A 23,956-nucleotide genomic window follows, 5' to 3' on the forward strand; every position below is an offset into this window, starting at 1 on the left:
CCGGGGCCATTTTATTTTTTCTTAAGTTTGAGGACCATTTCCTCGTCAGGTGTAACATAGACAGTCTGTTGATTATCATAAATGACAAAACCAGGCTTCGCACCATTAGGCTTTTTAACATATCGCACCTTTGTATAATCTACTGGTACAGAGCTAGAGTTTCGGGCTTTACTAAAATAGGCAGCCAAGTTCGCTGCTTCATGTATGGTTCCTTCAGAGGGATCTTTACTTCGAATGACGACATGCGATCCAGGAATGTCTTTCGTGTGCAGCCAAATTTCATCTCTAGCTGCTAGTTTATTGGTCAAATAATCATTTTGCTTATTGTTTTTTCCAACAATCAATTCAGTGCCATCAGAAGAAAGATAATGGTCAAGAATAGGCTTGGGATTAGATATTTTTTTCGTATTTCGTTTTTTACGGTCGCGAATATAACCGCCTTCAATTAATTCTTCGCGAATTTCTTGAATATCTTTTGGTGATGCTGACTGCACCTGTTGAAGTAAATTTTCAAAATAAAAGACTTCCTCACGTGCCTTTTCAATTTGTTCGATTACGATGGATACAGAATTTTTTGCTTTCTGGTATTTAGAAAAATACTTTTGCGCATTTTCTGAAGGTGTCTTCCGCGGGTCCAAGAGAATCGCTACCGTACCGCCCATTTCATCATAATAATCGATCACTTCGATTTCTTTCATCCCTTTTTTGGCAGCATAGAGATTGGCTGTTAACAGTTCACCAAAGCGCTGGAACTGTTCGGCTTTCTCAGCCTCTCTTAATGTATTCTCTAATTTCTCAATTTTTTTCTCATTCTTTTCTTTTTCATTGACGATTAACCGCTCGATATCATTTCCTTGCTGTTTTACACGGTCACGCTCAGCCTTTCCAAAATAAAAGCGGTCCAGCATTTCGCTTAAGGTTGAGAAGCTTTTTACTTCTCCTTGTACATGTTCAAGTGGAAAGAGGTAGAACACTTCCTTATTCCCTGTTGATAAGATGGAAGGCTCTATTGCTCCGCGCTTAATTTTATCTATCAGTTTTATAAATGTTTTAGGGACTGTTGTACGATTGGCAATCCCGCTTTGAAAAATAACTTCTTTTGCGAAAAGTGGTGAGGTTCCAGCAAAATGTTCAACAAGCTGCCGATCAAGCTTGCCGCTATTAAAATCAATCTTTCTCAATACATCATCTTCTACTGCCAAGAATGGATTTTGTTTATTTTGTTCCGGCGGATAAATATAGGGCTGTCCAGGTAAAATGGCTCTGTGACTGTTTACGGCAAACGAAACATGCTTCACACTATCCAGAATGATATTTCGGGTTTTATCAACGAGTACAATATTACTGTGCCTGCCCATTATTTCAATAATTAACTGCTTGTAGCTTACATCTCCGATTTCATTTCGTCCTTTAATTTCAAAAATAATCATTCGATCATTTTCAACCTGATAGACATCCTCTAAAATATAGCCCTCAATATGTTTTCTTAACAGCATACAGAACATAGGAGGTTCGCTGGGATTTTCGTATGCTTCATTAGTGAGCTGAACTCGTGCATAGCTTGGATGTGCTGAAAATAATAATTTTTGGTTCACTCCATTTGCACGGATTGTAAGGATTACTTCATTTTTATAAGGCTGATGTACTTTATTAATTCTTCCGCCCTTTAAGGTGCGCGTGAGTTCATCGACCATTGCTTTTGTAAATAAACCATCAAATGACATGGAAAACATCCTTTTCTACAAACTATTTCTTTTCTTTAGTATAGCTTACAAGGTAAGAGAATGTCTCTTACAAGGTAAGAGTATGTCTCATTTTAACTTGTTCATTCAGTCATGATAACTTGTCTAAATTATCATAGCATTTTTTGGGACGAGGCTGAATAAGCTTTCATTAGAGTATGTCTATATAATTAAGGGGGAAGTGAGATGGTCGGATGAAATTCCATGAGATGGAGATAAATCAAGTAGAAAAGGTCTTAGATACCGACTTTTCGTCTGGGTTATCACCGGAAGCTGTAAAGAAACGAATAGCCCAACATGGGCTTAATGAATTGGAGGAAGGGGAAAAGCAATCTGCTTTACTCTTATTTTTTAGTCAGTTTAAAGATTTTATGGTGTTAGTGCTGCTTGCGGCCACGCTTTTATCAGGATTACTTGGTGAATATATTGATGCAGTAGCGATTATTGCTATCGTCATTATTAACGGTATCCTAGGCTTCTATCAAGAAAGAAGAGCGGAGAAATCCTTGCAGGCACTAAAGGAATTATCCGCACCTCAAGTGTCCGTATTACGGGAAGGACAATGGGTGAAAATTCCTTCTAAAGAAATTGTCCCTGGAGATATCATTAAATTTTCTAGTGGAGATAGAATTGGTGCCGATGTACGGATTATCGAATCTAGAAGTTTAGAAATCGAAGAGTCAGCCCTTACTGGTGAGTCGGTACCCGTCTCTAAGCATATAGATCGTTTGAAAACAGTAAACCCTGGAATTGGCGATATGGAAAACATCGCCTTTATGGGCACGATGATTACTAGGGGAAGTGGTACAGGAGTTGTTATTGCTACAGGGATGAAAACCGCGATGGGACAAATCGCCGATTTACTCCAAAATGCCGAAACACAAGAAACACCCCTGCAGCGTCGTTTAGAGCAGCTGGGGAAAATATTAATAAGCGTTGCTTTAGTGTTAACCGTTCTCGTGGTCGCAATTGGGGTCTTACAGGGACATGAACTTTATACCATGTTCTTAGCAGGTGTTTCCCTGGCCGTTGCGGCTATTCCTGAGGGATTACCAGCAATTGTAACGGTTGCATTGTCGCTTGGAGTCCAAAAAATGATTAAGAAAAATGCGATAGTCAGAAAGCTTCCGGCAGTAGAAACACTAGGCTGTGCATCGGTTATTTGTTCTGATAAAACGGGAACCATGACGCAAAACAAAATGACGGTTACTCATTTATGGAGCGGTGGTCACACTTGGACAGTTGACGGGGTTGGATACCAGCCTCGTGGAGATTTTTATCGTGATAATACGCGGGTCCACCCAAAGGATGAGAAGGCTTTACAGCAAATGCTAATTTTTGGGATGATCTGCAATCATTCAGAATTAGTGATAAAAGATGAGGATTACATTCTTGACGGAGACCCTACTGAGGGTGCATTGCTCGTAAGTGCTATGAAAGCAGGATTTGACCGCACAAATCTATTAGATGAATTTACAATCATCAAAGAATTTCCATTTGACTCTGTAAGAAAAATGATGAGTATGCATGTTAAAGATAAGCAGGGCAGGAATTTTATTGTAACCAAAGGTGCACCAGATGTAATTATAGGTAAAAGTGAGTCTATTCTCTGGGATGGCAAAATACAATATCTTGCCCAGAATGTCCAGAGTCAAGTGCAAGAGGCTATCAATAATCTTGCTTCCAAAGCACTAAGAACCATTGCGATTGCCTTTAAACCTATTTCGGCCAATACCGTTATCCTAAGCGAACAGGAAGCAGAAAATAAATTAACCTTTATTGGTGTGCAGGGCATGATTGATCCGCCAAGACCAGAAGTGAAAGATGCGGTTAAAGAATGTAAGGAAGCAGGAATAAAAACTGTAATGATAACAGGTGATCATATCATCACAGCTAAAGCCATTGCTGCACAGCTCGGTATTCTAACAAAGAAAAGTAAGGTCCTTGATGGAAATGCATTATCAAACATGTCGGTTGAAGAGCTAGAGGATGTGGTAGATGATGTATCCGTATTTGCACGCGTTTCACCAGAGCATAAATTGAAAATAGTCAAAGCTTTACAAAATAGAGGCCATATTGTAGCGATGACCGGTGATGGAGTGAACGATGCCCCAGCAATAAAGGCTGCAGATATCGGTGTGGCAATGGGGATAACGGGTACAGATGTAGCTAAAGAAGCTTCTGCTCTTGTATTGCTCGATGATAACTTTGCAACCATAAAATCAGCAATTGAAGAGGGCAGAAACATCTATGAAAACATTCGAAAATTCGTTCGATACTTACTTGCTTCAAATGTAGGTGAAATTTTGGTTATGTTGTTTGCCATGATTCTGGCACTGCCGCTTCCACTCGTGCCGATTCAAATTCTCTGGGTTAATTTAGTGACGGATGGGCTGCCTGCAATGGCGCTTGGACTTGACAGGCCAGAAGAAGATGTGATGAAGCGCAAACCACGGAGTCCGAATGAGGGAGTGTTTGCTCGAGGATTAGGCTGGAAAGTTGTTTCAAGGGGTTTCCTTATTGGGATCGTTACCCTATTAGCCTTTATGATTGTCTATAATCAGAATCCTGCAAATCTGCCATATGCACAAACAATTGCCTTTGCAACTCTTGTTATGGCACAGCTCATTCATGTATTTGATTGCAGGAGCGAAAAATCAGTATTATCAAGAAATCCATTTGGGAATCAATATCTAGTCTGGGCAGTTATTTCTTCCCTTGCCCTGATGATTGCCGTAATCTATTACCCGCCATTCCAACCGATATTTCACACCTTGCCAATTCTAGCAAAAGACTGGCTTTTGATTATAGGACTATCCTCCATTCCAACTTTTTTACTAGCCGGAACATTTTTGTTAAGAAAAACAAAATAAAGTGTGTTATAATCCAAAAGGTAGTAGAGGTTACTCTATTACCTTTTGTTAGTTTCCAGATAATAAATAAACTTTACATAGTAGGTTAGCGCTCATCTTCAATTGATTGGAGTGTACTTAATGGTTATAAGTATGACGGGCTTTGGAAGAAGCAGGATTGCTTCAGCCTCTTTTTCTGTGAATGTAGAAGTAAAAACAGTCAACCATCGTTTTAGTGAAATGAATATTCGGATGCCTAGGCACTTATTAAATGTTGAAGATAAGATTAAGAAAAAATTGAATGAGCATCTACGTCGGGGCAGAGCAGAAGTTTATATAATGATAGAAGGGGATGGTGCAGTAACACGAAAAATTCAGGTTGATTGGAAGCTCCTTGAAGAATACTACCTATTTATTAAACAAGCACGAGATAAATTCAAAATTGAAGGAAACGTATTACTTCAGGATTTATTAACGCGTAATGAATTTTTACATATTGAAGAAAATGATGCAGGAAATGAAGAATTGGAAAGTTTAGTACTTAGAGCTGCAGAAGAAGCTGTATTATTATGTAAGCAGATGCGTGTAACGGAAGGAGAAGAGCTAAGAAAGGATTTGCTCACTTCTTTGGGACTCTTAGATATAAATATAGATGAACTGAAAGAATATGCGCCCCAAGTTGTCTCTGCTTATAAAGAACGATTAATGAAACGAATTGAAGAGTTCGTACAGGGACAATTTGATGAATCGCGCGTATTAACAGAGGTGGCTATATTTGCTGATAAAATTGATATTAATGAAGAATTAACGAGATTGAAAAGTCATATTCAGCAATTTACTCAAACTTTAAATGAAATAGAGCCAATTGGAAGAAAACTAGATTTTCTTGTTCAAGAAATGAATAGGGAAGCAAATACGATTGGATCAAAAGCAAATGATTCAACGATTACTAAAAAAGTCGTAGAGATAAAAAGTTTGCTTGAAAAGCTGAAAGAACAAGTACAAAATATTGAATAATAGTGTTTAGAATATGTTTGACACGGCAAAAATATATTATTGATGATTGGATGATAATCATGTCGATTAAATTGATTAATATTGGATTTGGAAATATCGTATCTGCCAATCGGATAATTTCAATTGTAAGCCCTGAATCTGCTCCGATTAAGAGGATTATTCAAGATGCCCGAGATCGGGGTTCATTGATTGATGCTACATATGGAAGACGTACTCGTGCCGTAATTGTCATGGATAGTGACCATGTTATTTTATCAGCAGTACAGCCTGAAACGGTTGCCCATCGTCTGGCAGACCGTGATGAAATTATTGATGAAGGGTAGGATTATAGAAAATGCAGGAAAAAGGATTGCTTATCGTATTTTCTGGTCCATCTGGTGTCGGAAAAGGAACGGTTAGAAAAGAAATATTTTCCCATCCGGACACGGCTTTTGAGTATTCTATATCTGCAACAACACGCGCTCCCCGTCCAGGTGAAGTAAATGGGGTAGATTATTTTTTTAAGTCACGGGATGAATTTGAAGAATTGATTCAACAAGGGAAACTTTTAGAGTATGCTCAGTTCGTAGGGAATTATTATGGCACCCCTGTAGATTATGTACGTGAAACCTTAGATGCTGGAAAAGATGTCTTTTTAGAAATCGAAGTGAAGGGTGCAAGGCAGGTCAGGGAAAAGTTCCCAGAAGGTTTATTTATCTTCTTAATGCCTCCTAGTCTTTCTGAGTTAAAGAATAGGATTGTAACAAGAGGTACGGAAACAGAAGAGTTAATTAACAATCGGATGTTATCTGCCCGTGAAGAAATTGAAATGATGGAATTATACGATTATGTCGTAGAAAATGATCAAGTAGAATTGGCTTGCGAACGTGTGAAAGCAATTGTTGTCGCTGAACATTGTCGCAGAGAACGTGTTGAACACCGATATAAAAAATTACTGGAGGTCGAATAAATGTTATATCCTTCGATTGATTCATTACTTAATAAAATTGATTCAAAATACTCTCTTGTATCCGTTGCAGCAAAGCGTGCTCGTTCCATGCAGCAAACACATGACGAAAGATTACCTAAATATGTTTCCTATAAGCATGTAGGGAAAGCGCTCGAGGAAATATATAGCGGTGAACTTACTTATCGTGTTCCTAAGAAATCAGAAACAGGTGCCATCTACGGAAAAGATAGCAATATTGGCAAGTAACAACCATGAAGGTCTGACAGCAGCAAAATGTCAGCCTTTTTTATTTTTTGCTGTGTTAATGGAGAATTTTGATTTTATAGCCCTGTTGATTTGTGCGGAAGGCGCGATACTCCTCGAAAATGCTACGCATTTTCTTCGTGCGTGGGCAGATTCGCGGAGGTAATTCAATGTCCTGCAGGAGGACGGGACAGGGGAGACCCCGCAGACGCTTGAGCGTCAAGGAGGCTTCCGAACCGCCTGCGGAAAGCGAAGCGCCTCGGGACAGTCAGAGAACGCCTGTCCCTGCGGTGATTATTCGAAGAAGCATTCCTTAGTGGAGCACAAATCAACAGACCAATTAAACCCAGCCTTACAAAAATAGACATTATTTTTAGAAACAAAGCTGAAAAAGATGAAAATATAATGTGATTCTAGCATAATAAAGAATAGATAATTTGTGGAATTGAAGTGGGGGATACGATTAGGATGGATAAAAAGATACTAGTATGTGTAACCGGTGGAATAGCTGTATATAAAGCAGCTGCATTAACAAGCAAACTTGTCCAAGCAGGAGCAAAGGTAAAAGTAATACTCAGTGACTCTGCAGCAAAATTTGTTTCCCCTTTAACATTTCAGGCTTTATCTCGCAACGAAGTGTATACCGACACCTTTGATGAAAAAAACCCTCATGTGATCGCGCACATCGATTTAGCTGATTGGGCAGATTTAATACTAGTAGCACCTGCGACAGCTAATACAATAGGAAAGCTTGCAAATGGAATTGCTGACAATATGATTACGACAACCTTACTGGCTGCAACTGCGCCAGTTTGGATTGCACCAGCGATGAATGTCCATATGTATGACCATCCGGCAGTGAAAAAGAACATTTCAATCTTGTCTTCGTACAATTATCAATTTATTGAACCAAGTGAGGGCTATCTAGCTTGTGGTTATGTAGGTAAGGGCCGTCTAGAGGAACCTGAGAAAATTGTAGAGTTAATCAAACAGCATTTTTCAAATAAAAGCACTTTAAAGCTAAAAGGGAAAACTGTCTTAATTACGGCTGGTCCAACAAGAGAAAAAATTGACCCCGTTCGTTTTATTACGAATCATTCTACAGGAAAAATGGGATATGCTCTTGCAGAAGCAGCAAAGAATGAAGGAGCAAGGGTGCTATTAATCTCTGGTCCGGTCCATTTATCTCCACCACCAGGTGTCGATTTAATTAAGGTTGAGAGTGCGGATGATATGTATCAGGCAGTCATGAACAACTATGAAGCAGCTGATATTATAATAAAAACAGCTGCAGTAGCTGATTATACTCCTAAAGTTTCCTTTGACCATAAAATGAAAAAGCAGCCTGGTGATAAGGTAATCGAGCTTGCACGAACAAAGGATATTTTATCTGAGCTCGGAACCATGAAGAGAAACAAAATACTAGTTGGATTTGCAGCTGAAACTGAAAATGTAGAAGAATATGCAATAAAAAAATTAAAGGCTAAAAATGCAGATATGATTGTAGCCAATAATGTAAAGTCAGAAGGCGCTGGATTTGGAATGGATACAAACATTGTTACGTTATTCATGCGAAATGGATTTAAAATGGAGTTACCTTTAATGTCAAAGCTGGATGTTGCCTATAGGATTATTGAAGCTATTACTGCATTGCCAAAGGATTTGGAACAAAATGAAAGTTGCTAGTGTGATTGTGGATGTACCTGCAAAACAAACGGATAGGGAGTTTGATTATTTAGTTCCAGAAGAATGGATAGAAACCATTCAGCCAGGGATGCGGGTAATTGTCCCTTTTGGTCCAAGAAAAATTCAAGGATTTGTTACAGAGATAAAAGCTGAATCAGAATTTAAAAAGCTCCGGGAGATTTGCGAGCCAATGGATTTAGAGCCAGTATTAAATAAGGAATTACTTGAACTTGGGAATTGGCTGACTGAAACAACACTGTGTTTTAAAATCTATGCCTATCAAGCTATGCTCCCAGCTGCCTTGAAAGCGAAATATGAAAAGAAAGTGATGCTATCTACAGGGGTATCAATTAATGAATTACATGTAAAGCTACACGATATTTTTAAAAATGAAGAAACGATAAATTGGGATGACGCATTGAAAAATGGGCTGGTCCCCATCCTTCAAAGAGAAGCTGCAAAAGGCCTGCTGGAAGTAATCTATCTAGTAAAAGGAAAACTGAATAAAAAGAAATTAAAATATATCAGCCCGCTTCTGCCACCTGCGGACTTAGAAGCTGAATTTAATAGCTTACCTCTAAGAGCTGAAAAGCAAAGAGAAGCATTAAGGTACTTTATTCAGAACCCCGATCCCATTGAGATGCGACAGGTGTCAGCAGACTTAAAAATCTCAAACGCGACTGTAAAAGCACTTGTGGAAAAGGGACTGCTTTCTGAAAAGGACATGGAAGTTTATCGTGATCCCTATGAAAACAGGACCTTTACCCGGACGGATCCTTTGCCATTAACCAATGATCAGCAGGAAGCGATGGGGCCATTATTAGGTTCGATTGAAAAAAAGGCTCATGAAGTGTTCCTCCTCTATGGGGTAACAGGCAGCGGGAAAACTGAAATTTACTTGCAATCCATTCAGGATGTCATTGAAAAAGGCAGAGAAGCTATCGTTCTTGTACCAGAAATTGCCCTTACCCCTCAAATGGTAAATCGCTTTAAGGGGCGTTTTGGCAATTTAGTTGCTGTGTTGCACAGTGGACTTTCCGCTGGTGAGAAATATGATGAGTGGCGGAAGATTCAGCGTAAAGAAGTTAAAGTGGTTGTAGGTGCAAGGTCAGCGATTTTTGCGCCCTTCGAAAATCTTGGGATTATTATTATTGATGAAGAACATGAAACAAGCTATAAACAGGAAGAAATGCCGCGCTATCATGCGAGAGATGTGGCGATTGAACGTGCGGCTAAATATAAATGTCCGGTTGTCCTCGGGAGTGCTACACCTTCATTAGAATCATTTGCAAGGGCTCAAAAAGGGGTATATAAGCTGTTATCTCTGCCTAATCGAATGAATCAACGGGCACTTCCTGCAGTGGAAATTATTGATATGCGTGAAGAACTTAGAGCAGGGAATCGTTCCATGTTTTCTAGAAAGCTTTTTGAACTACTGAAGGAAAGAATCGAACGGAAAGAACAATCTGTATTATTTTTAAATAAACGCGGTCATTCTTCCTTTGTTATGTGCAGGGATTGCGGGTTTGTGATGAATTGTCCAAATTGTGATATTTCCTTAACCTACCACAAGGTAAAGGAACAAATGAAATGCCATTATTGCGGTCATGAGAGTCAGGTACCAAATCAATGTCCTGAGTGTTCAAGTGATTATATCCGTTACTTCGGAACAGGAACACAAAAGGTGGAGGATGAGCTTGGTAAAATTCTTCCTGAGGCAAAAGTAATTCGGATGGATGTTGATACAACAGGGAAAAAGGGATCGCATGAGAGGCTATTAAAGGAATTCCATGAAGGGAAAGCCGATATTCTTTTAGGGACACAAATGATTGCAAAAGGACTAGATTTTCCGAATATTACTCTTGTTGGAGTTCTCTCAGCAGATACTATGCTCCATTTACCAGATTTTCGCTCTTCTGAAAAAACGTTTCAGCTATTAACACAAGTTAGCGGCAGGGCAGGACGGCATGAGTTACCGGGGGAAGTAATAATCCAGACCTATACTCCTGAACATTATAGTGTAGAACTTGCTGGGACACAGGACTATGATCTCTTTTATAATCGAGAGATGTTGATGCGAAAGGCACATCATTACCCGCCATTTTATTATTTAGCCTTAATTACTATCAGTCATGAACAGTTAATGACCGTGGTTTCGGCAACGGAAAAGATTGCTGCTTTTGTACGGTCACGCATTTCTAATCATGCAGTTGTTCTTGGACCCGCTGCCTCACCCATCCCAAGGATTAACAATCGATACCGCTACCATTGTCTAATTAAATATAAGCGTGAACCAGAGCTTACAAATACATTGAAAACCATACTAGACCAGTATCAAAATGACCCGAAAAGCGGATTACTAGTTTCCATCGATGTAAACCCATTTATTTTAATGTAGGGCTGTGTTATATGAAACTGTTGATTTTAGAACTATGTTGATTTGTGCGGAAGGCGCGAGACTCCTCGAAAATGCTATCACATTTTCTTCGTGCGTGGGCAGATTCAGGGAAGCCCTTTAATGTCCTGCAGGAGGACGGGACAGGGGAGACCCCGCTTATCTCTTAGCGTCGAGGAGTAGGAAAGGCGGAAGCGCCTTGTACAGCCCCGACAAGCGCTGGAGGGCCTGACGATGAAGTCGTTCTTTGACTTCAACGTTGGGACCGAAGCGACTCGAGGGGCTAGACGCTGCAGCTAGACAGGCTTCCCGAACCGCCTGCGGAAAGCGAAGCGCCTCGGGACAGTCAGAGACCGCCTGTCCCTGCGGTGATTATTCGAAGAAGCATTCCTTAGTGGAGCACAAATCAACAGCCTAATTTAACACAGCATTAATATAAGATACGTAAATATCGTTGATATAAAAGGTTATGATCAAGTATTTTGGGTGAAAATGAATAGTAATTAATTGTAACAGATAAAAAAATCGGACAACTTCGATACAGATGGAGGAACACCTTTGGCTATACAAAAGATTGTTATGTACCCTGCAGAGGTACTCGAAAAAAAATGCAGACCTGTTGTGAAGTTTGACAGAAAGCTTGCTAAATTACTTGATGATATGTACGACACGATGATTGAATACGATGGAGTTGGACTGGCTGCTCCGCAAATTGGAATAGATGAAAGAATTGCAATCGTTGATATTGATAATGAATTAGGAACAATTGAGCTGATTAATCCTCAAATTTTAAAAACATCTGGAGAGCAAAATGGCCCAGAAGGATGTTTAAGCTTCCCAGATTTGTTTGGAGAGGTTACACGACCAAATTATGTGAAGATTGAGGCCTATAATCGCAAAGGAAAAAAGTACACGCTCGAAGCAGAAGAATTTCTCGCTAGAGCGATACTTCATGAAATTGATCATTTGGACGGGATATTATTTACGACGAAGGTTAGCCGATATCTCGAGGAAGATGAGTTAAAAGGAGTAGAAATTGAATGACGAGAATCGTGTTTATGGGAACCCCGGATTTTTCAGTACCCGTCTTGCGTAGAATTATTGAAGATGGTTATGAGGTTATTGGTGTGGTTACTCAGCCCGACAGACCGGTTGGCAGAAAAAAAGTTCTGACACCACCGCCTGTCAAGGTTGAAGCGTTAAAGCATGGAATCCCGGTCTATCAACCTGAAAAAATCCGTCAAAAAGAGGAAATAGAAAAGATTCTTTCTTTGAATCCTGACCTTATCATTACAGCGGCTTTTGGACAAATATTGCCAAAGGAAATATTAGAAGCACCAACACAGGGCTGTATTAATGTCCATGCCTCTCTTCTGCCGGAACTTCGGGGCGGAGCGCCTATACATTATGCACTTATCCAAGGCAAGAAGAAAACGGGGATAACGATTATGTATATGGTTGAAAAACTGGATGCTGGAGATATATTAACGCAGGTTGAAGTGGAAATTACCGAGGAAGATAATGTTGGTTCCCTTCATACTAAACTTAGTGTTGCAGGGGCTGCATTATTGTCAGAAACACTTCCTAAGCTATTAGAAGGAAAATTAACACCTGTCCCTCAAAATAATGAAAAAGCTACATTCGCTTATAACATAAAAAGGGATCAAGAAAAAATCGACTGGTCCAAAACGGGTGAGGAAATCTATAATCATATTCGCGGATTAAATCCATGGCCGGTTGCTTTTACAACTCTCGATGGTCAAACATTGAAGCTATGGCGCTGTGAAAAGGTAACAGGGGTAAAGAATGAGGTGCCTGGGACTATTATACAAAATGCTCCTGATGGTATTACGGTATCAACCGGTAATGAAAGTGCTATTAAGATAAAAGAGCTGCAGCCCTCTGGTAAAACAAAAATGACGAGTGAAGAGTTTTACAGAGGTGCAGGATCGAAAATCATAGTGGGCAAGAGACTAGGAGAATCAAATGACGAATAAAAAGAAAAATGTGCGGGAAGCCGCAATGGATTTACTTGATGCGATTGAGAAAAACCAATCATATAGTAACTTACTTCTTAATACTACTATTGAGAAAAACAATATTTCCCCTCTTGATACAGGGTTGCTGACTGAGTTAACTTATGGAACTTTACAAAGAAGGATGGCACTAGACTTCTTTTTAAAGCCCTTTATTAAAAACAGTAAAAAGTTGGAAAAATGGGTGCTTCAGCTGTTAAGGATTACCCTTTATCAAATGGTATACCTTGATAAAATCCCAGATAGAGCAGCTATATTTGAAGCAGTGGAAATAGCCAAAAAGCGAGGCCACAAGGGTATTGCTGGAATGGTAAATGGAGTCCTGCGCAGTATTCAGCGTGAAGGCCTTCCATCTTTGGATGTGGTAAGTGACCCAATTGAAAGATTATCAATCGAAACAAGCCACCCGGAATGGCTCGTTAAGAGATGGGTCAATCAGTTTGGTATGGAAAAAACAAAAGGAATGTGTGAGGTCAACTTAACTGCTCCCCTGCAAACAGCAAGAGTGAATCTAACTAAAACCACCATACGTGAATGTATTGAGGATCTTGATGAAGAAGGCTTTCAAATCGAAAAAAGCCCTATTATACCTGAAGCTATTCGGGCATTAAGAGGAAATTTAGCATTTTCAAGGGCATTTAAAAAAGGCATGATTACCATTCAAGACGAAAGTTCAATGCTCGCAGCCTATGCATTAGCTCCCAATGAAAACGAACTGATATTGGATGCTTGCGCTGCTCCTGGCGGAAAAAGTACACATATTGCAGAAACAATGAAACTCACGGGGGGAGTAATCTCGCTCGATTTACATGAACACAAAGTAAAATTAATTAATGAAAATGCTAAACGGTTAGGTTTGGGCAATATAAGGACAATCGCAATGGACTCGCGAAATGCGGGAGAACATTTCGAAAAAGAATACTTTGATCGAATACTTCTTGATGCCCCATGTTCTGGATTAGGGGTTATGAGAAGAAAACCGGACATGAAGTATACAAAAAAAGAACAGGATCTTAATCAATTAAGTACGATTCAGCAAAATTTATTAAAATCTGTGTCACCTTTAGTCAAAAAAGGTGGAATTCTTGTCTATAGTACGTGTACAGTAGATAAGGAAGAAAATGAAAATACGGTTTTTACATTTTTACAGGAGCATCCTGAATTTGAGGTGGATGTTACCTTAAAAGAAAGAATGCCGGAGGCCATCCAACCATTGGTAACAGAAGGTTTTTTACAAATCCTTCCTCAGGATTTCGGCTCTGACGGGTTCTTTATCGCATGCTTAAGAAAGAAGGTGTAACAGTTGGAACAATTAAATACAACTGAGAACAATACAACATTGGACATGAAAAAAACGTCGATTTATTCCCTGCAGCTTCATGAACTCAAGGAATGGCTGACTAATAATGGTGAAAAGCCTTTCCGTGCAGAACAAATCTATGACTGGCTGTACAAAAAAAGAGTTTCTTTGTTTGAAGACATGAATAATTTATCAAAAAGTTTACGTGATAAGCTCTCGGAGAATTTTCAGATCACGACATTAAAAACCGTTATTAAGCAATCTTCTTCTGACGGGACCATTAAATTTCTATTTGAACTTCACGATGGATACTCAATTGAGACTGTTTTAATGCGACATGATTATGGTAATTCAGTCTGTGTAACAACCCAGGTTGGCTGCAGGATTGGGTGTACCTTCTGTGCTTCAACCCTTGGCGGGCTTAAGCGTCATTTAGAAGCAGGTGAAATTGTTGCTCAGGTCGTAACCGTACAGCAAGCACTTGACGAAACAGATGAGCGTGTCAGCTCGGTTGTCATTATGGGAATTGGAGAACCCTTTGACAATTATGATAATATGATGGCGTTTCTAAAAATCATTAATCATGATAAAGCACTGATGATTGGTGCACGCCATATAACCGTATCCACTAGCGGTATTGTTCCGAAGATTTATCAATTTGCTGATGAAAATATGCAGATTAATTTTGCGATTTCATTACATGCGCCTAACACTGAATTAAGATCCCGTTTAATGCCGATCAACAGGGCATATAAACTTGATGACTTAATGAAATCTGTAAGGTATTATATCGATAAGACGGGGCGGAGAATTAGCTTTGAATATGGCCTTTTTGGCGGTGTAAATGATTCTGTTGAACATGCTGAAGAATTAGCTGACCTATTGAAGGGGTTAAAATGCCATGTTAATCTAATTCCTGTTAATTACGTTCCCGAGCGGGATTACGTACGTACTCCGAAGGATAAAATTTTTGCATTTGAAAAAACACTCAAAAATCGTGGGATAAATGTAACGATTCGCAGGGAGCAAGGTCACGACATTGACGCAGCATGTGGACAACTTCGTGCAAAGGAGCGGAAAGAGGAGACGAGGTGAACGGTTTGAAAGCTGTTTTTATGACTGACCAAGGCAGGGTCAGGCAACATAACGAAGATGCTGGTGGAATATTTGTAAATATGGACGGTAACCGCCTTGCCATTGTCGCAGATGGGATGGGGGGTCACCGTGCTGGTGACGTTGCCAGCGAAATGACGATTTCTCAGTTGAAAAACGAATGGGAGAATTCAAAGGGTATACTGACTGCTGGAGATGCAGAAAGTTGGTTAAGAAGCCAAATTACAAATGTAAATAGCTCGCTTTTTAATCATGCAATGAGCAACTTAGAATGTGATGGTATGGGTACTACTGTTGTTGCAGCAATTAGTACCAATCGATTTGTGACCATTGCAAACATAGGTGATAGCAGATGTTATTTACTGAATGAGAGTGGGTTTAAACAGGTTACTGAAGATCATTCTCTAGTAAATGAGCTTGTTCGAACAGGACAAATATCGCGGGAAGACGCAGAGCACCATCCCCGTAAAAATGTACTTTTACGTGCTCTTGGTACGGAAAAAGCAGTAGAAATGGATATTAAAACCATTATTTTTGAAGAAGGTGATATCCTCTTATTATGTTCTGATGGTCTTTCCAATAAGGTTAATGAAAAAGAAATGAGTGCTATTCTGACTAATGAAGAACCTTTGGAGCATAGAGCGGGCACCCTTATCTCAATTGCAAATGAAAATGGCGGAGAGGATAACATTACACTTGCGATTGTTGAGTTTGCTGATTTCAGCGAGGGTGATGCATAATGTTGATTGGAAAACGATTAAGTGGCCGCTATAAAGTATTAGAAATGATTGGCGGAGGCGGGATGGCGAATGTGTATTTAGCCCACGACATGATTCTTGATCGTGATGTGGCTGTCAAAATGCTGCGCCTTGATTTTGCTAATGATGAAGAATTTATACGCCGGTTCCGTAGAGAAGCCCAATCTGCTACAAGTTTAGCTCATCCAAATATCGTGAGTATCTATGATGTTGGAGAAGAAAACGATCTTTATTATATTGTAATGGAATATGTCGAGGGGCAAACATTAAAACAATACATACAACAGAGTTCACCATTACAGGTAGAAGATACAATTGAAATCATGAAACAGTTGACTTCTGCTATTTCCCATGCGCATCAAAACCATATTATCCACAGGGATATCAAGCCTCAAAATATTCTCGTTGACCGTTATGGAAATGTAAAAATAACTGATTTTGGAATTGCAATGGCGCTAAGTGCAACAAGTATTACCCAAACGAATTCAGTTCTGGGATCCGTTCACTATTTATCACCTGAACAGGCACGCGGTGGCATGGCAAATAAAAAATCTGATGTTTATTCACTTGGAATCGTCATGTTTGAATTGTTAACAGGCAGACTGCCCTTTTCAGGCGAATCTGCTGTTTCCATTGCCCTAAAGCATTTGCAATCGGAAACTCCATCCGTAAGAAGGTGGAACCCGAACATTCCTCAAAGTGTTGAAAATATTGTCTTGAAGGCAACGGCTAAGGATTCTTTTCATCGTTATAACAATGTCGATGAAATGGAAGAAGATTTAAGGACAGCACTCGATTCTGAGAGATTAAATGAACTGAAATTTGTCATCCCGGTTGATGATGAAGCGACCAAAGCTATACCGGTGATTACCAATGATCGTCCTCTGCAAAATCTTGGTGAAACAATGGTACATAGTCAGGATAAAAACAAAGGTAATGATGTCGCTTCAAAAGGTAAAGAGCAGAAAAAACGTAAAAAGTGGCCGATAATTCTAATCTCAACTTTCTTAGTGTTATCATTATTAGGGTTATTTACTTTTCTAGTATTACCAGGACTAATTTCTCCTAAAGATGTTACAATCCCTGATGTTAGTGGTTTGGAGTTAGAAGAGGCAATCGTGAAAATAGAATCTGCTGGTCTACAGGTGGATGAAAAAATAGAGAGTACCCATGAAGAAATTGAAGAGGGAATAGTAATAAAAACGAATCCCGAAGAAGGAAGTACCGTTAAGGAAGATACTGCAATTAATATATACATTAGTATTGGTAAAGAAAAATTCGAATTACCGGATTATACAGGCCGCAATTATGAAGATGTGATGCGGATATTAGATAACCAAGACTTTAAGGATATCAAAATACATGAGGTATTCGACGACAGTGACAAGGGTACAATCCTAAGTCAAAAACCTGGAAGCGGCGAAGAAATAGTCCCAGAAGATACCATTCTAGAATTTGAAGTTAGCAAGGGACCGGAGAAAATAATCTTAAGAGATTTAACGCAGTCTAATGTAAAAGGTGCACAGGATTATGTTGATTCTGTCGGTCTTACGCTTAATGCCACTGAGGAAAAGTATGATGATACCATTCCAGCTGGCAATATAATATCACAGTCACCACCTTCGGGAACAGAGATGAAAAAGGGTGACACAGTTTCAGTGATTATCTCAAAAGGAAAAGAAGAGAAACCACCTAAAACTGTTCCAGTTGATATTCTGATTGAGTATACAGGAACGGTACCAGGTCAAGAACAAAAGGTTATTATTTACATTGAAGATGTTAATCGAAGTATGATTACTCCAGCAGATACTTTTCCAATTTTTGCAACAACTCATAAAACAATAGAGCTCTTAGTTCCATTTGATGGCGATGCAGGATATAAAGTTTATAGAGATGATACGGTTATATATGATAAGACTGTAGAGTACCCGAAAGATTAATCGTTAAAATCATTGGCTTATGATAAAAGGCAAGGAGTGTGGCTATGCCTGAAGGAAAAATTGTAAAAGCATTAAGTGGGTTTTATTATGTACTACATGATGGAGAAATGACTCAGTGCCGCGGAAGAGGTGTTTTTCGAAAAAATAAAGTTACACCACTTGTTGGAGATGAAGTGGTTTTTCAAGCTGAAAATGATCGTGAAGGTTATATTATGGAAGTTAAGGAAAGGAAGAATGAACTAGTTCGTCCGCCTATTGCGAACGTCGACCAAGCCATTCTAGTTTTTTCCGCTGTTGAACCGGACTTTAGTACCGTGCTACTAGATCGGTTTCTTGTCCTGGTTGAATATAATCATATTCAACCACTTATATGTATTACAAAAATGGATTTAACCAATGAGAAGGAAAAGCAGGCAATTACCGTATATGCTGATCAATACAGAAAAATGGGATATGAAGTATTACTTACTTCATCTGAAACAGAAGCAGGGATTGAAGGGTTAAACCCGCATGTCGAAAATAAAATATCAGTGTTTGCAGGTCAATCAGGGGTTGGAAAGTCATCTTTATTAAATGTGCTGCGGCCAGATCTTGAACTAAAAACAAATGATATTTCCTCCCATTTAGGCAGAGGGAAGCATACTACGCGACATGTTGAATTAATTAGTGTGGGTAATGGTCTAATTGCTGACACACCTGGATTTAGTTCATTGGAATTCACAACGATTGAGGCAGAAGAGCTAGCGTATTGCTTTCCGGAAATAGCGCGAGAAAGTGAAAATTGTAAATTTCGAGCCTGTTTACATATCAGTGAGCCGAAATGTGCAGTGAAAGCAGCGGTTGAAGCCCAGACGATTACTCAATATCGCTATCAACATTATGTTGATTTCCTACAAGAAATTAAAGAAAGAAAGCCGAGGTATTAATGATGGTGAAAATAGCACCTTCCATCCTTTCTGCTGATTTTGCCAGATTAGGTGAAGAAATAGTCGCCGTTGAAAAGGCAGGAGCTGACTATATCCATATCGATGTTATGGATGGTCATTTTGTTCCAAATATTACGATAGGGCCATTAATTGTGGAGGCAATTCGTCCGATAACAAAGCTTCCGCTAGATGTTCATCTTATGATTGAAAATCCTGACCAATTTATTGAAAATTTTGCTAAGGCAGGAGCAGATTACATTACAGTCCATGTTGAAGCTTGCCGACACCTTCATCGGACCATTCACCATATTAAATCTTTTGGAATAAAAGCAGGAGTAGTCTTAAATCCAGCTACTCCAGTTGAGTCTATTCAGCATATTTTAGCAGATATTGATATGGTGCTTTTAATGTCCGTAAATCCAGGTTTTGGCGGTCAAAAGTTTATACCAGAAGTCCTGCCTAAAATTAGGAAAGTTAAGGAAATGGCGAATTCAATAGGGAAAGAACTTGAGATAGAAATTGACGGCGGGGTAAATCCTGAAACTGCAAAACAATGTATGGAGGCTGGGGCAAACGTTCTAGTAGCGGGATCGGCTATTTATAATCAAGAGGACTACGCAGCTGCCATATCGTTAATAAGAGGTTAAACAGTACAAAGCCGGCTATATTGCTGGCTTTTTTTGTAGTAAAAAGGGGGTTAGTTTGCGTGCATATAAATATCTTAGCCGGGGGACCTACTGAACTATTGCCTAATTTGAAGGAATATTTAGGTGAAAATGAAGTTTGGGTTGGTGTTGATCGAGGGGTTTACAGCCTAATTAATATGAATATTACCCCGAAAATCGCTTTTGGCGACTTTGATTCTGTAACCAATGAAGAATATAAGGTTATCGAAAAACATGTAAAGGCTATGAAAAGGTATAAGCCTGAAAAAAATGAAACAGATATGGAGCTCGCTTTAAATTGGGCAATTAAACAAAAGCCTGATTTAATCAGAATCTTTGGTGCCAGCGGCGGCAGACTGGACCATTTCTTAGCTAATGTCCAATTATTGGTCAAGCCTTTATTGGAAGATAATCATGTAGAAATTTTTCTTATCGATAATCAAAATATCCTATCATTAAAAGGCCCCGGCAGTTATAAAATGAGAAAGAGGGCAGATAAAAAGTATGTTTCTTTTGTTCCTCTAACCCTTAACGTGAAAGGGCTCACTCTAGAAGGATTTAAGTATCCATTAAAAGATCGTCATATTACCATCGGCTCAACGTTATGTATTAGTAATGAACTTATTAGTGATAATGGTACTTTTTCATTTTCAGAAGGCATATTATTAGTGATAAGAAGTAATGATTAATAGCTAATAAAGAGGTACTGATTTCGTCCGTATGAATAAAATAGAAAAGGCGTACGAGAGAAGTTTAGATGTGTGAGATTGTGAGGAGGGACATAATGAAGTTTTATACAATTAAACTGCCAAAGTTTTTAGGTGGACTTGTCCGAGCGATGATTGGTGCATTTAAAAAGAATGAATAGAAGAAAGTCTAAGCACCTATTTGTGGGTGCTTTTTTATTTTGGGGGAAAGAAGGGTAATATAGTAAGAAAGGGCACCCTAATTAGGATGCCCTCACATATTATACGCGTTCTACTTTACCAGATCTTAACGCTCTTGTAGAAACCCAAACACGTTTAGGCTTTCCATCAACAAGAATACGTACTTTTTGTAGGTTAGCACCCCATGTACGCTTGTTAGCGTTCATAGCGTGTGAACGTGTATTACCAGATGTTGTTTTTCTACCAGTTACAACACATTTACGTGGCATAAATGATTCCCTCCTTATTACCAAAAGCTTTATACAGCATTTACGTTATTGTCTAAAGATACTTTAATAATTTATCATACAACCTGTTTGAATGCAATAGTGATTAATAAACGTTTCAAGAAAAATACCTTGACATGCATGATTATTGATTATGTAGTCAATAAGAATAAAGTATCACTTTCATATTTTTCTTGACTATAGTAAAATGACTTTAGTCAAGGAGCAATTTCCAAAAGGGGGAACGATTCATGTCCATCGAATTAAAAACTAAGTTCGGACAAATTGATATTTCAAATGAAGTAATCGCCACCATCGCTGGAGGTGCCGCTATCGATTGTTATGGAATTGTCGGTATGGCATCAAAAAGTCAGATAAAAGACGGTCTTACAGAAATTTTAAGAAGAGAAAATTTTACTCGTGGAGTTATTGTTCGCCAAGAGAATGAAGAAGTACATATTGATATGTATATAATTGTCAGCTATGGAACAAAGATTTCCGAGGTTGCTCATAACGTGCAATCAAAGGTGAAATACACACTTGATAAGACCGTTGGACTTGCCGTTGACTCGGTAAATATTTACGTTCAGGGAGTTCGTGTAACGAACCCTTAAGTGGTGTAACGAACCGCAAGTAGAGGAGGAAAGTTTGTGTCTATTACAGCTTTAGACGGAAAACGTTTTGCAGAAATGGTGATTCAAGGTGCGAATCATTTAGGAGCCAACGCAAAAATGGTTGATGCGTTAAACGTTTTTCCTGTGCCCGATGGTGATACTGGAACGAATATGAATTTATCAATGACCTCAGGGGCAAAGGAAGTAAAAAATAATGTTCAGGAACATATTGGAAAAGTTGGAGTAGCTTTATCAAAGGGGTTACTTATGGGGGCTAGAGGTAACTCCGGGGTAATCCTTTCCCAATTATTCCGTGGATTTTCTAAAGCAATTGAAACAAAAGCAGCAATCACTGGAAAAGAATTCGCATCGGCTTTGGAGTCAGGTGTGGAAACTGCCTATAAAGCAGTAATGAAGCCGGTGGAAGGTACGATTTTAACGGTTGCAAAGGATTCAGCAAAAAGAGGAGTTCTTGCTTCCCAAAAATCTAACGATATTATCGAGATTATGGAAGAAGTTTTAATAGAGGCAAAAGCATCACTTAAGCGCACACCTGACCTGCTTCCTGTTTTAAAGGAAGTTGGAGTAGTTGACAGCGGCGGGCAAGGGCTTGTGTTCGTTTATGAAGGATTTCTTGCTGAATTAAAAGGTGAGCAGCTTCCGGATTCACCTGAAAACTACCCTTCGATGGATGATATGGTCAGTGCTGAACATCATAAAAGTGTCCAAAGTCATATGAATACCGAAGATATTGTTTTCGGATATTGTACAGAATTCATGGTGAAGTTTGAAGAGGCTAAGCTGGCAAAGCATCCTTTTGATGAACAGGTTTACCGTAATGATCTTAGTAAGCTTGGTGATTCCTTATTAGTTATCGCTGATGAAGAGGTTGTAAAGGTACATATTCATTCTGAACAGCCTGGTAATTGTCTTAGCTACGGACAAAAGTACGGAAGTCTCATCAATATCAAAATTGAAAACATGAGGCAGCAGCATTCAAATATTGTTGGAGAAATGCACACGCCTTTAGTTTCTGATAAACCACAAGCACCTAAAGAACAGCAGGAGTATGGAATTGTTACGGTTTCAATGGGTTCTGGGATTGCCGAGTTATTTAAGAGTATCGGTGCACACGCAGTTATTGAGGGCGGACAAACAATGAATCCAAGTACAGAGGATATTGTTAAGGCTGTTAAAGAAGTGAATGCGAAAAAGGTATTTATTCTTCCAAATAATAAAAATATCATTATGGCTGCTCAGCAAGCTGCTGAAGTATCAGATGAAGAAATCTATGTAATCCCGTCTAAAACTGTTCCTCAAGGTCTCTCTGCTCTTTTAGCGTTTAATCCAGCTGGAGATGTTGAAACAAATGAAGCATCGATGACAGAAGCAATGCAGCATGTAAAGACGGGTCAAATTACTTTTGCCGTTCGCGATACCCAAATCGATGGATTAGAAATTGAGAAAGATGATTTCATGGGAATTGCTGAAGGCAAAATAGTTGTAAAAAACAAAGATAAAGGGAAAGTTGCACAAGAATTGCTTTCTAAGATGCTGGATGAGGATTCGGAAATATTAACCATTATATATGGTGAAGATGTTACCGAGGATGAGGTAAATGAACTTGTAACGTTTGCCCGCGCGCATTTCGAGGATGTTGAAGTTGAACTTCATGATGGAAAACAACCATTATATTCATTTATCTTTGCAATTGAATAAGTGATAAAATAGAAGGGGAAATAACCCTTCTATTTTCTTTTTTCTGTGTTATAAATATAGATGGATACCAAAGAGATTTATTTGTCCTAGGGGGAGAAACGAATGAAATATAGAAGTGTTTTTGACATAATCGGACCTGTAATGATTGGCCCATCCAGCTCACATACTGCTGGGGCTGCGAGAATTGGCAGAGTCGCTAGGAGTTTATTTGGCAGGGAACCAAAATGGGCAAATATTTCTTTATATGGCTCATTTGCTAAAACATATAAAGGCCATGGGACAGATGTTGCGATTGTTGGTGGTTTGTTAGATTTTGATACAGATGACGTTAGAATCATAAATGCAATAGATATAGCGAAGGAACGGGGCATCAAACTCCGATTTATAGAAGAGGATGCAATTACTGACCACCCAAATACCGCCAGAGTAATTATTGGCGATGATAAAGGTGAATTAGAGCTAGTTGGAATTTCAATTGGCGGGGGAAAAATAGAAGTGACAGAGTTAAATGGTTTTGAACTTAAATTATCAGGAAACCATCCAGCCATTTTAGTGGTTCATAATGATCGTTTTGGTGCAATTGCCAGTGTATCAAATGTACTGGCAAAATACGAAATCAATATTGGGCATATGGAAGTTGCAAGAAAAGAAGCAGGAAAGCTTGCGCTTATGACCATTGAGGTTGACCAAAACATCGAAGATAAAATCCTTCATGAACTAGAACAACTGCCAAATATACTGAAAGTTACTAAGATAGTGGACTAGCAGAAAAGCGGAAGCGCCTTGCCAGGGAAAAAACAGTTCATTTTTTCTTAGCCCCGACAGCTACTTGCGGGCCAGTGGATGAA

At 39.1% G+C, this 23,956-nt stretch carries 22 protein-coding genes; 20 read left to right on the forward strand and 2 right to left on the reverse strand.

All coding sequences use genetic code 11. From position 1 onward, the window contains the following. Window positions 1-11: 11 nt before the first annotated feature. Complete coding sequence (locus tag QNH48_RS09240) at window positions 12-1,724, reverse strand: Rqc2 family fibronectin-binding protein (protein WP_283954655.1); 1,713 nt, start codon at window positions 1,722-1,724, stop codon at window positions 12-14. Window positions 1,725-1,936: 212 nt separating this feature from the next. Here QNH48_RS09240 and QNH48_RS09245 point away from each other — a divergent pair, with 212 nt between their 5' ends. The 17 genes from QNH48_RS09245 to spoVM all read left to right on the forward strand — a co-directional run bounded on the left by QNH48_RS09245 (window position 1,937) and on the right by spoVM (window position 20,490). Next, complete coding sequence (locus QNH48_RS09245) at window positions 1,937-4,615, forward strand: calcium-translocating P-type ATPase, SERCA-type (RefSeq protein ID WP_283954656.1); 2,679 nt, start codon at window positions 1,937-1,939, stop codon at window positions 4,613-4,615. A 120-nt stretch (window positions 4,616-4,735) separates the two neighbouring features. Beyond that, window positions 4,736-5,611 (forward strand): YicC/YloC family endoribonuclease, encoded by an 876-nt coding sequence (locus QNH48_RS09250; RefSeq protein ID WP_283954657.1) that lies wholly within the window; start codon window positions 4,736-4,738, stop codon window positions 5,609-5,611. Window positions 5,612-5,670: 59 nt separating this feature from the next. Beyond that, the gene (gene remA, locus QNH48_RS09255; protein WP_095247706.1) at window positions 5,671-5,934 is read left to right on the forward strand and encodes an extracellular matrix/biofilm regulator RemA; all 264 of its coding nucleotides are present in this window, start codon (window positions 5,671-5,673) and stop codon (window positions 5,932-5,934) included. Window positions 5,935-5,945: 11 nt separating this feature from the next. Further along, entirely contained in the window at window positions 5,946-6,560 is a 615-nt protein-coding gene (gmk, locus tag QNH48_RS09260; RefSeq protein WP_133369441.1) for a guanylate kinase, read from the forward strand. Next, a complete protein-coding gene (gene rpoZ / locus QNH48_RS09265) occupies window positions 6,561-6,806 on the forward strand; it encodes a DNA-directed RNA polymerase subunit omega (RefSeq protein WP_090758072.1) in 246 nt (81 codons plus the stop codon). Window positions 6,807-7,271: 465 nt separating this feature from the next. Then, the gene (coaBC, locus tag QNH48_RS09270) at window positions 7,272-8,489 is read left to right on the forward strand and encodes a bifunctional phosphopantothenoylcysteine decarboxylase/phosphopantothenate--cysteine ligase CoaBC (RefSeq protein ID WP_481858462.1); all 1,218 of its coding nucleotides are present in this window, start codon (window positions 7,272-7,274) and stop codon (window positions 8,487-8,489) included. After that, window positions 8,476-10,887 carry a primosomal protein N' gene (priA, locus tag QNH48_RS09275; protein ID WP_283954658.1) on the forward strand — a complete coding sequence of 804 codons (2,412 nt, stop codon included), beginning with the start codon at window positions 8,476-8,478 and terminating at the stop codon, window positions 10,885-10,887. The genes coaBC and priA overlap by 14 nt, the downstream gene beginning before the upstream one ends. 555 nt (window positions 10,888-11,442) lie before the next feature. Next, window positions 11,443-11,928, forward strand: a complete 486-nt coding sequence (def, locus tag QNH48_RS09280; protein WP_095247698.1) for a peptide deformylase — start codon at window positions 11,443-11,445, stop codon at window positions 11,926-11,928. Next, window positions 11,925-12,881, forward strand: a complete 957-nt coding sequence (gene fmt / locus QNH48_RS09285) for a methionyl-tRNA formyltransferase (RefSeq protein ID WP_283954659.1) — start codon at window positions 11,925-11,927, stop codon at window positions 12,879-12,881. The genes def and fmt overlap by 4 nt, the downstream gene beginning before the upstream one ends. Then, window positions 12,871-14,220: a 16S rRNA (cytosine(967)-C(5))-methyltransferase RsmB gene (gene rsmB, locus QNH48_RS09290; RefSeq protein WP_283954660.1), complete on the forward strand. Its 1,350-nt coding sequence runs from the start codon at window positions 12,871-12,873 to the stop codon at window positions 14,218-14,220. Before fmt ends, rsmB begins: the two co-directional genes overlap by 11 nt. Before the next feature lie 3 nt (window positions 14,221-14,223). After that, a complete protein-coding gene (rlmN, locus tag QNH48_RS09295) occupies window positions 14,224-15,315 on the forward strand; it encodes a dual-specificity RNA methyltransferase RlmN (RefSeq protein WP_373558139.1) in 1,092 nt (363 codons plus the stop codon). A gap of 5 nt (window positions 15,316-15,320) precedes the next feature. After that, entirely contained in the window at window positions 15,321-16,073 is a 753-nt protein-coding gene (locus QNH48_RS09300) for a Stp1/IreP family PP2C-type Ser/Thr phosphatase (RefSeq protein WP_283955725.1), read from the forward strand. Next, the gene (gene pknB / locus QNH48_RS09305) at window positions 16,073-18,031 is read left to right on the forward strand and encodes a Stk1 family PASTA domain-containing Ser/Thr kinase (protein ID WP_283954661.1); all 1,959 of its coding nucleotides are present in this window, start codon (window positions 16,073-16,075) and stop codon (window positions 18,029-18,031) included. Before QNH48_RS09300 ends, pknB begins: the two co-directional genes overlap by 1 nt. 44 nt (window positions 18,032-18,075) lie before the next feature. Then, on the forward strand, window positions 18,076-18,957 hold the full coding sequence (rsgA, locus tag QNH48_RS09310; RefSeq protein ID WP_283954662.1) for a ribosome small subunit-dependent GTPase A: 882 nt from the start codon (window positions 18,076-18,078) through the stop codon (window positions 18,955-18,957). A gap of 2 nt (window positions 18,958-18,959) precedes the next feature. After that, window positions 18,960-19,604, forward strand: coding sequence for a ribulose-phosphate 3-epimerase (gene rpe, locus QNH48_RS09315; protein ID WP_095247700.1), 645 nt, complete (start codon window positions 18,960-18,962; stop codon window positions 19,602-19,604). Between the two features lie 59 nt (window positions 19,605-19,663). Further along, a complete protein-coding gene (locus tag QNH48_RS09320; protein ID WP_133369434.1) occupies window positions 19,664-20,311 on the forward strand; it encodes a thiamine diphosphokinase in 648 nt (215 codons plus the stop codon). 95 nt (window positions 20,312-20,406) lie between these two features. Then, complete coding sequence (spoVM, locus tag QNH48_RS09325; RefSeq protein ID WP_035445740.1) at window positions 20,407-20,490, forward strand: stage V sporulation protein SpoVM; 84 nt, start codon at window positions 20,407-20,409, stop codon at window positions 20,488-20,490. A 99-nt stretch (window positions 20,491-20,589) separates the two neighbouring features. Here spoVM and rpmB read toward each other — a convergent pair whose 3' ends face one another. Further along, on the reverse strand, window positions 20,590-20,778 hold the full coding sequence (gene rpmB, locus QNH48_RS09330; RefSeq protein WP_095247692.1) for a 50S ribosomal protein L28: 189 nt from the start codon (window positions 20,776-20,778) through the stop codon (window positions 20,590-20,592). A gap of 248 nt (window positions 20,779-21,026) precedes the next feature. Between rpmB and QNH48_RS09335 the strand changes: the two genes are divergently transcribed. The 3 genes from QNH48_RS09335 to sdaAB all read left to right on the forward strand — a co-directional run bounded on the left by QNH48_RS09335 (window position 21,027) and on the right by sdaAB (window position 23,873). Further along, the gene (locus tag QNH48_RS09335) at window positions 21,027-21,389 is read left to right on the forward strand and encodes an Asp23/Gls24 family envelope stress response protein (RefSeq protein WP_063251637.1); all 363 of its coding nucleotides are present in this window, start codon (window positions 21,027-21,029) and stop codon (window positions 21,387-21,389) included. Between the two features lie 36 nt (window positions 21,390-21,425). Further along, window positions 21,426-23,108, forward strand: a complete 1,683-nt coding sequence (locus QNH48_RS09340; protein WP_283954663.1) for a DAK2 domain-containing protein — start codon at window positions 21,426-21,428, stop codon at window positions 23,106-23,108. Window positions 23,109-23,210: 102 nt separating this feature from the next. Further along, entirely contained in the window at window positions 23,211-23,873 is a 663-nt protein-coding gene (sdaAB, locus tag QNH48_RS09345; protein WP_095247690.1) for an L-serine ammonia-lyase, iron-sulfur-dependent subunit beta, read from the forward strand. Window positions 23,874-23,956 lie beyond the last annotated feature (83 nt).

The organism is Neobacillus sp. YX16 (genome assembly GCF_030123505.1).
GTDB lineage: Bacteria > Bacillota > Bacilli > Bacillales > Cytobacillaceae > Neobacillus.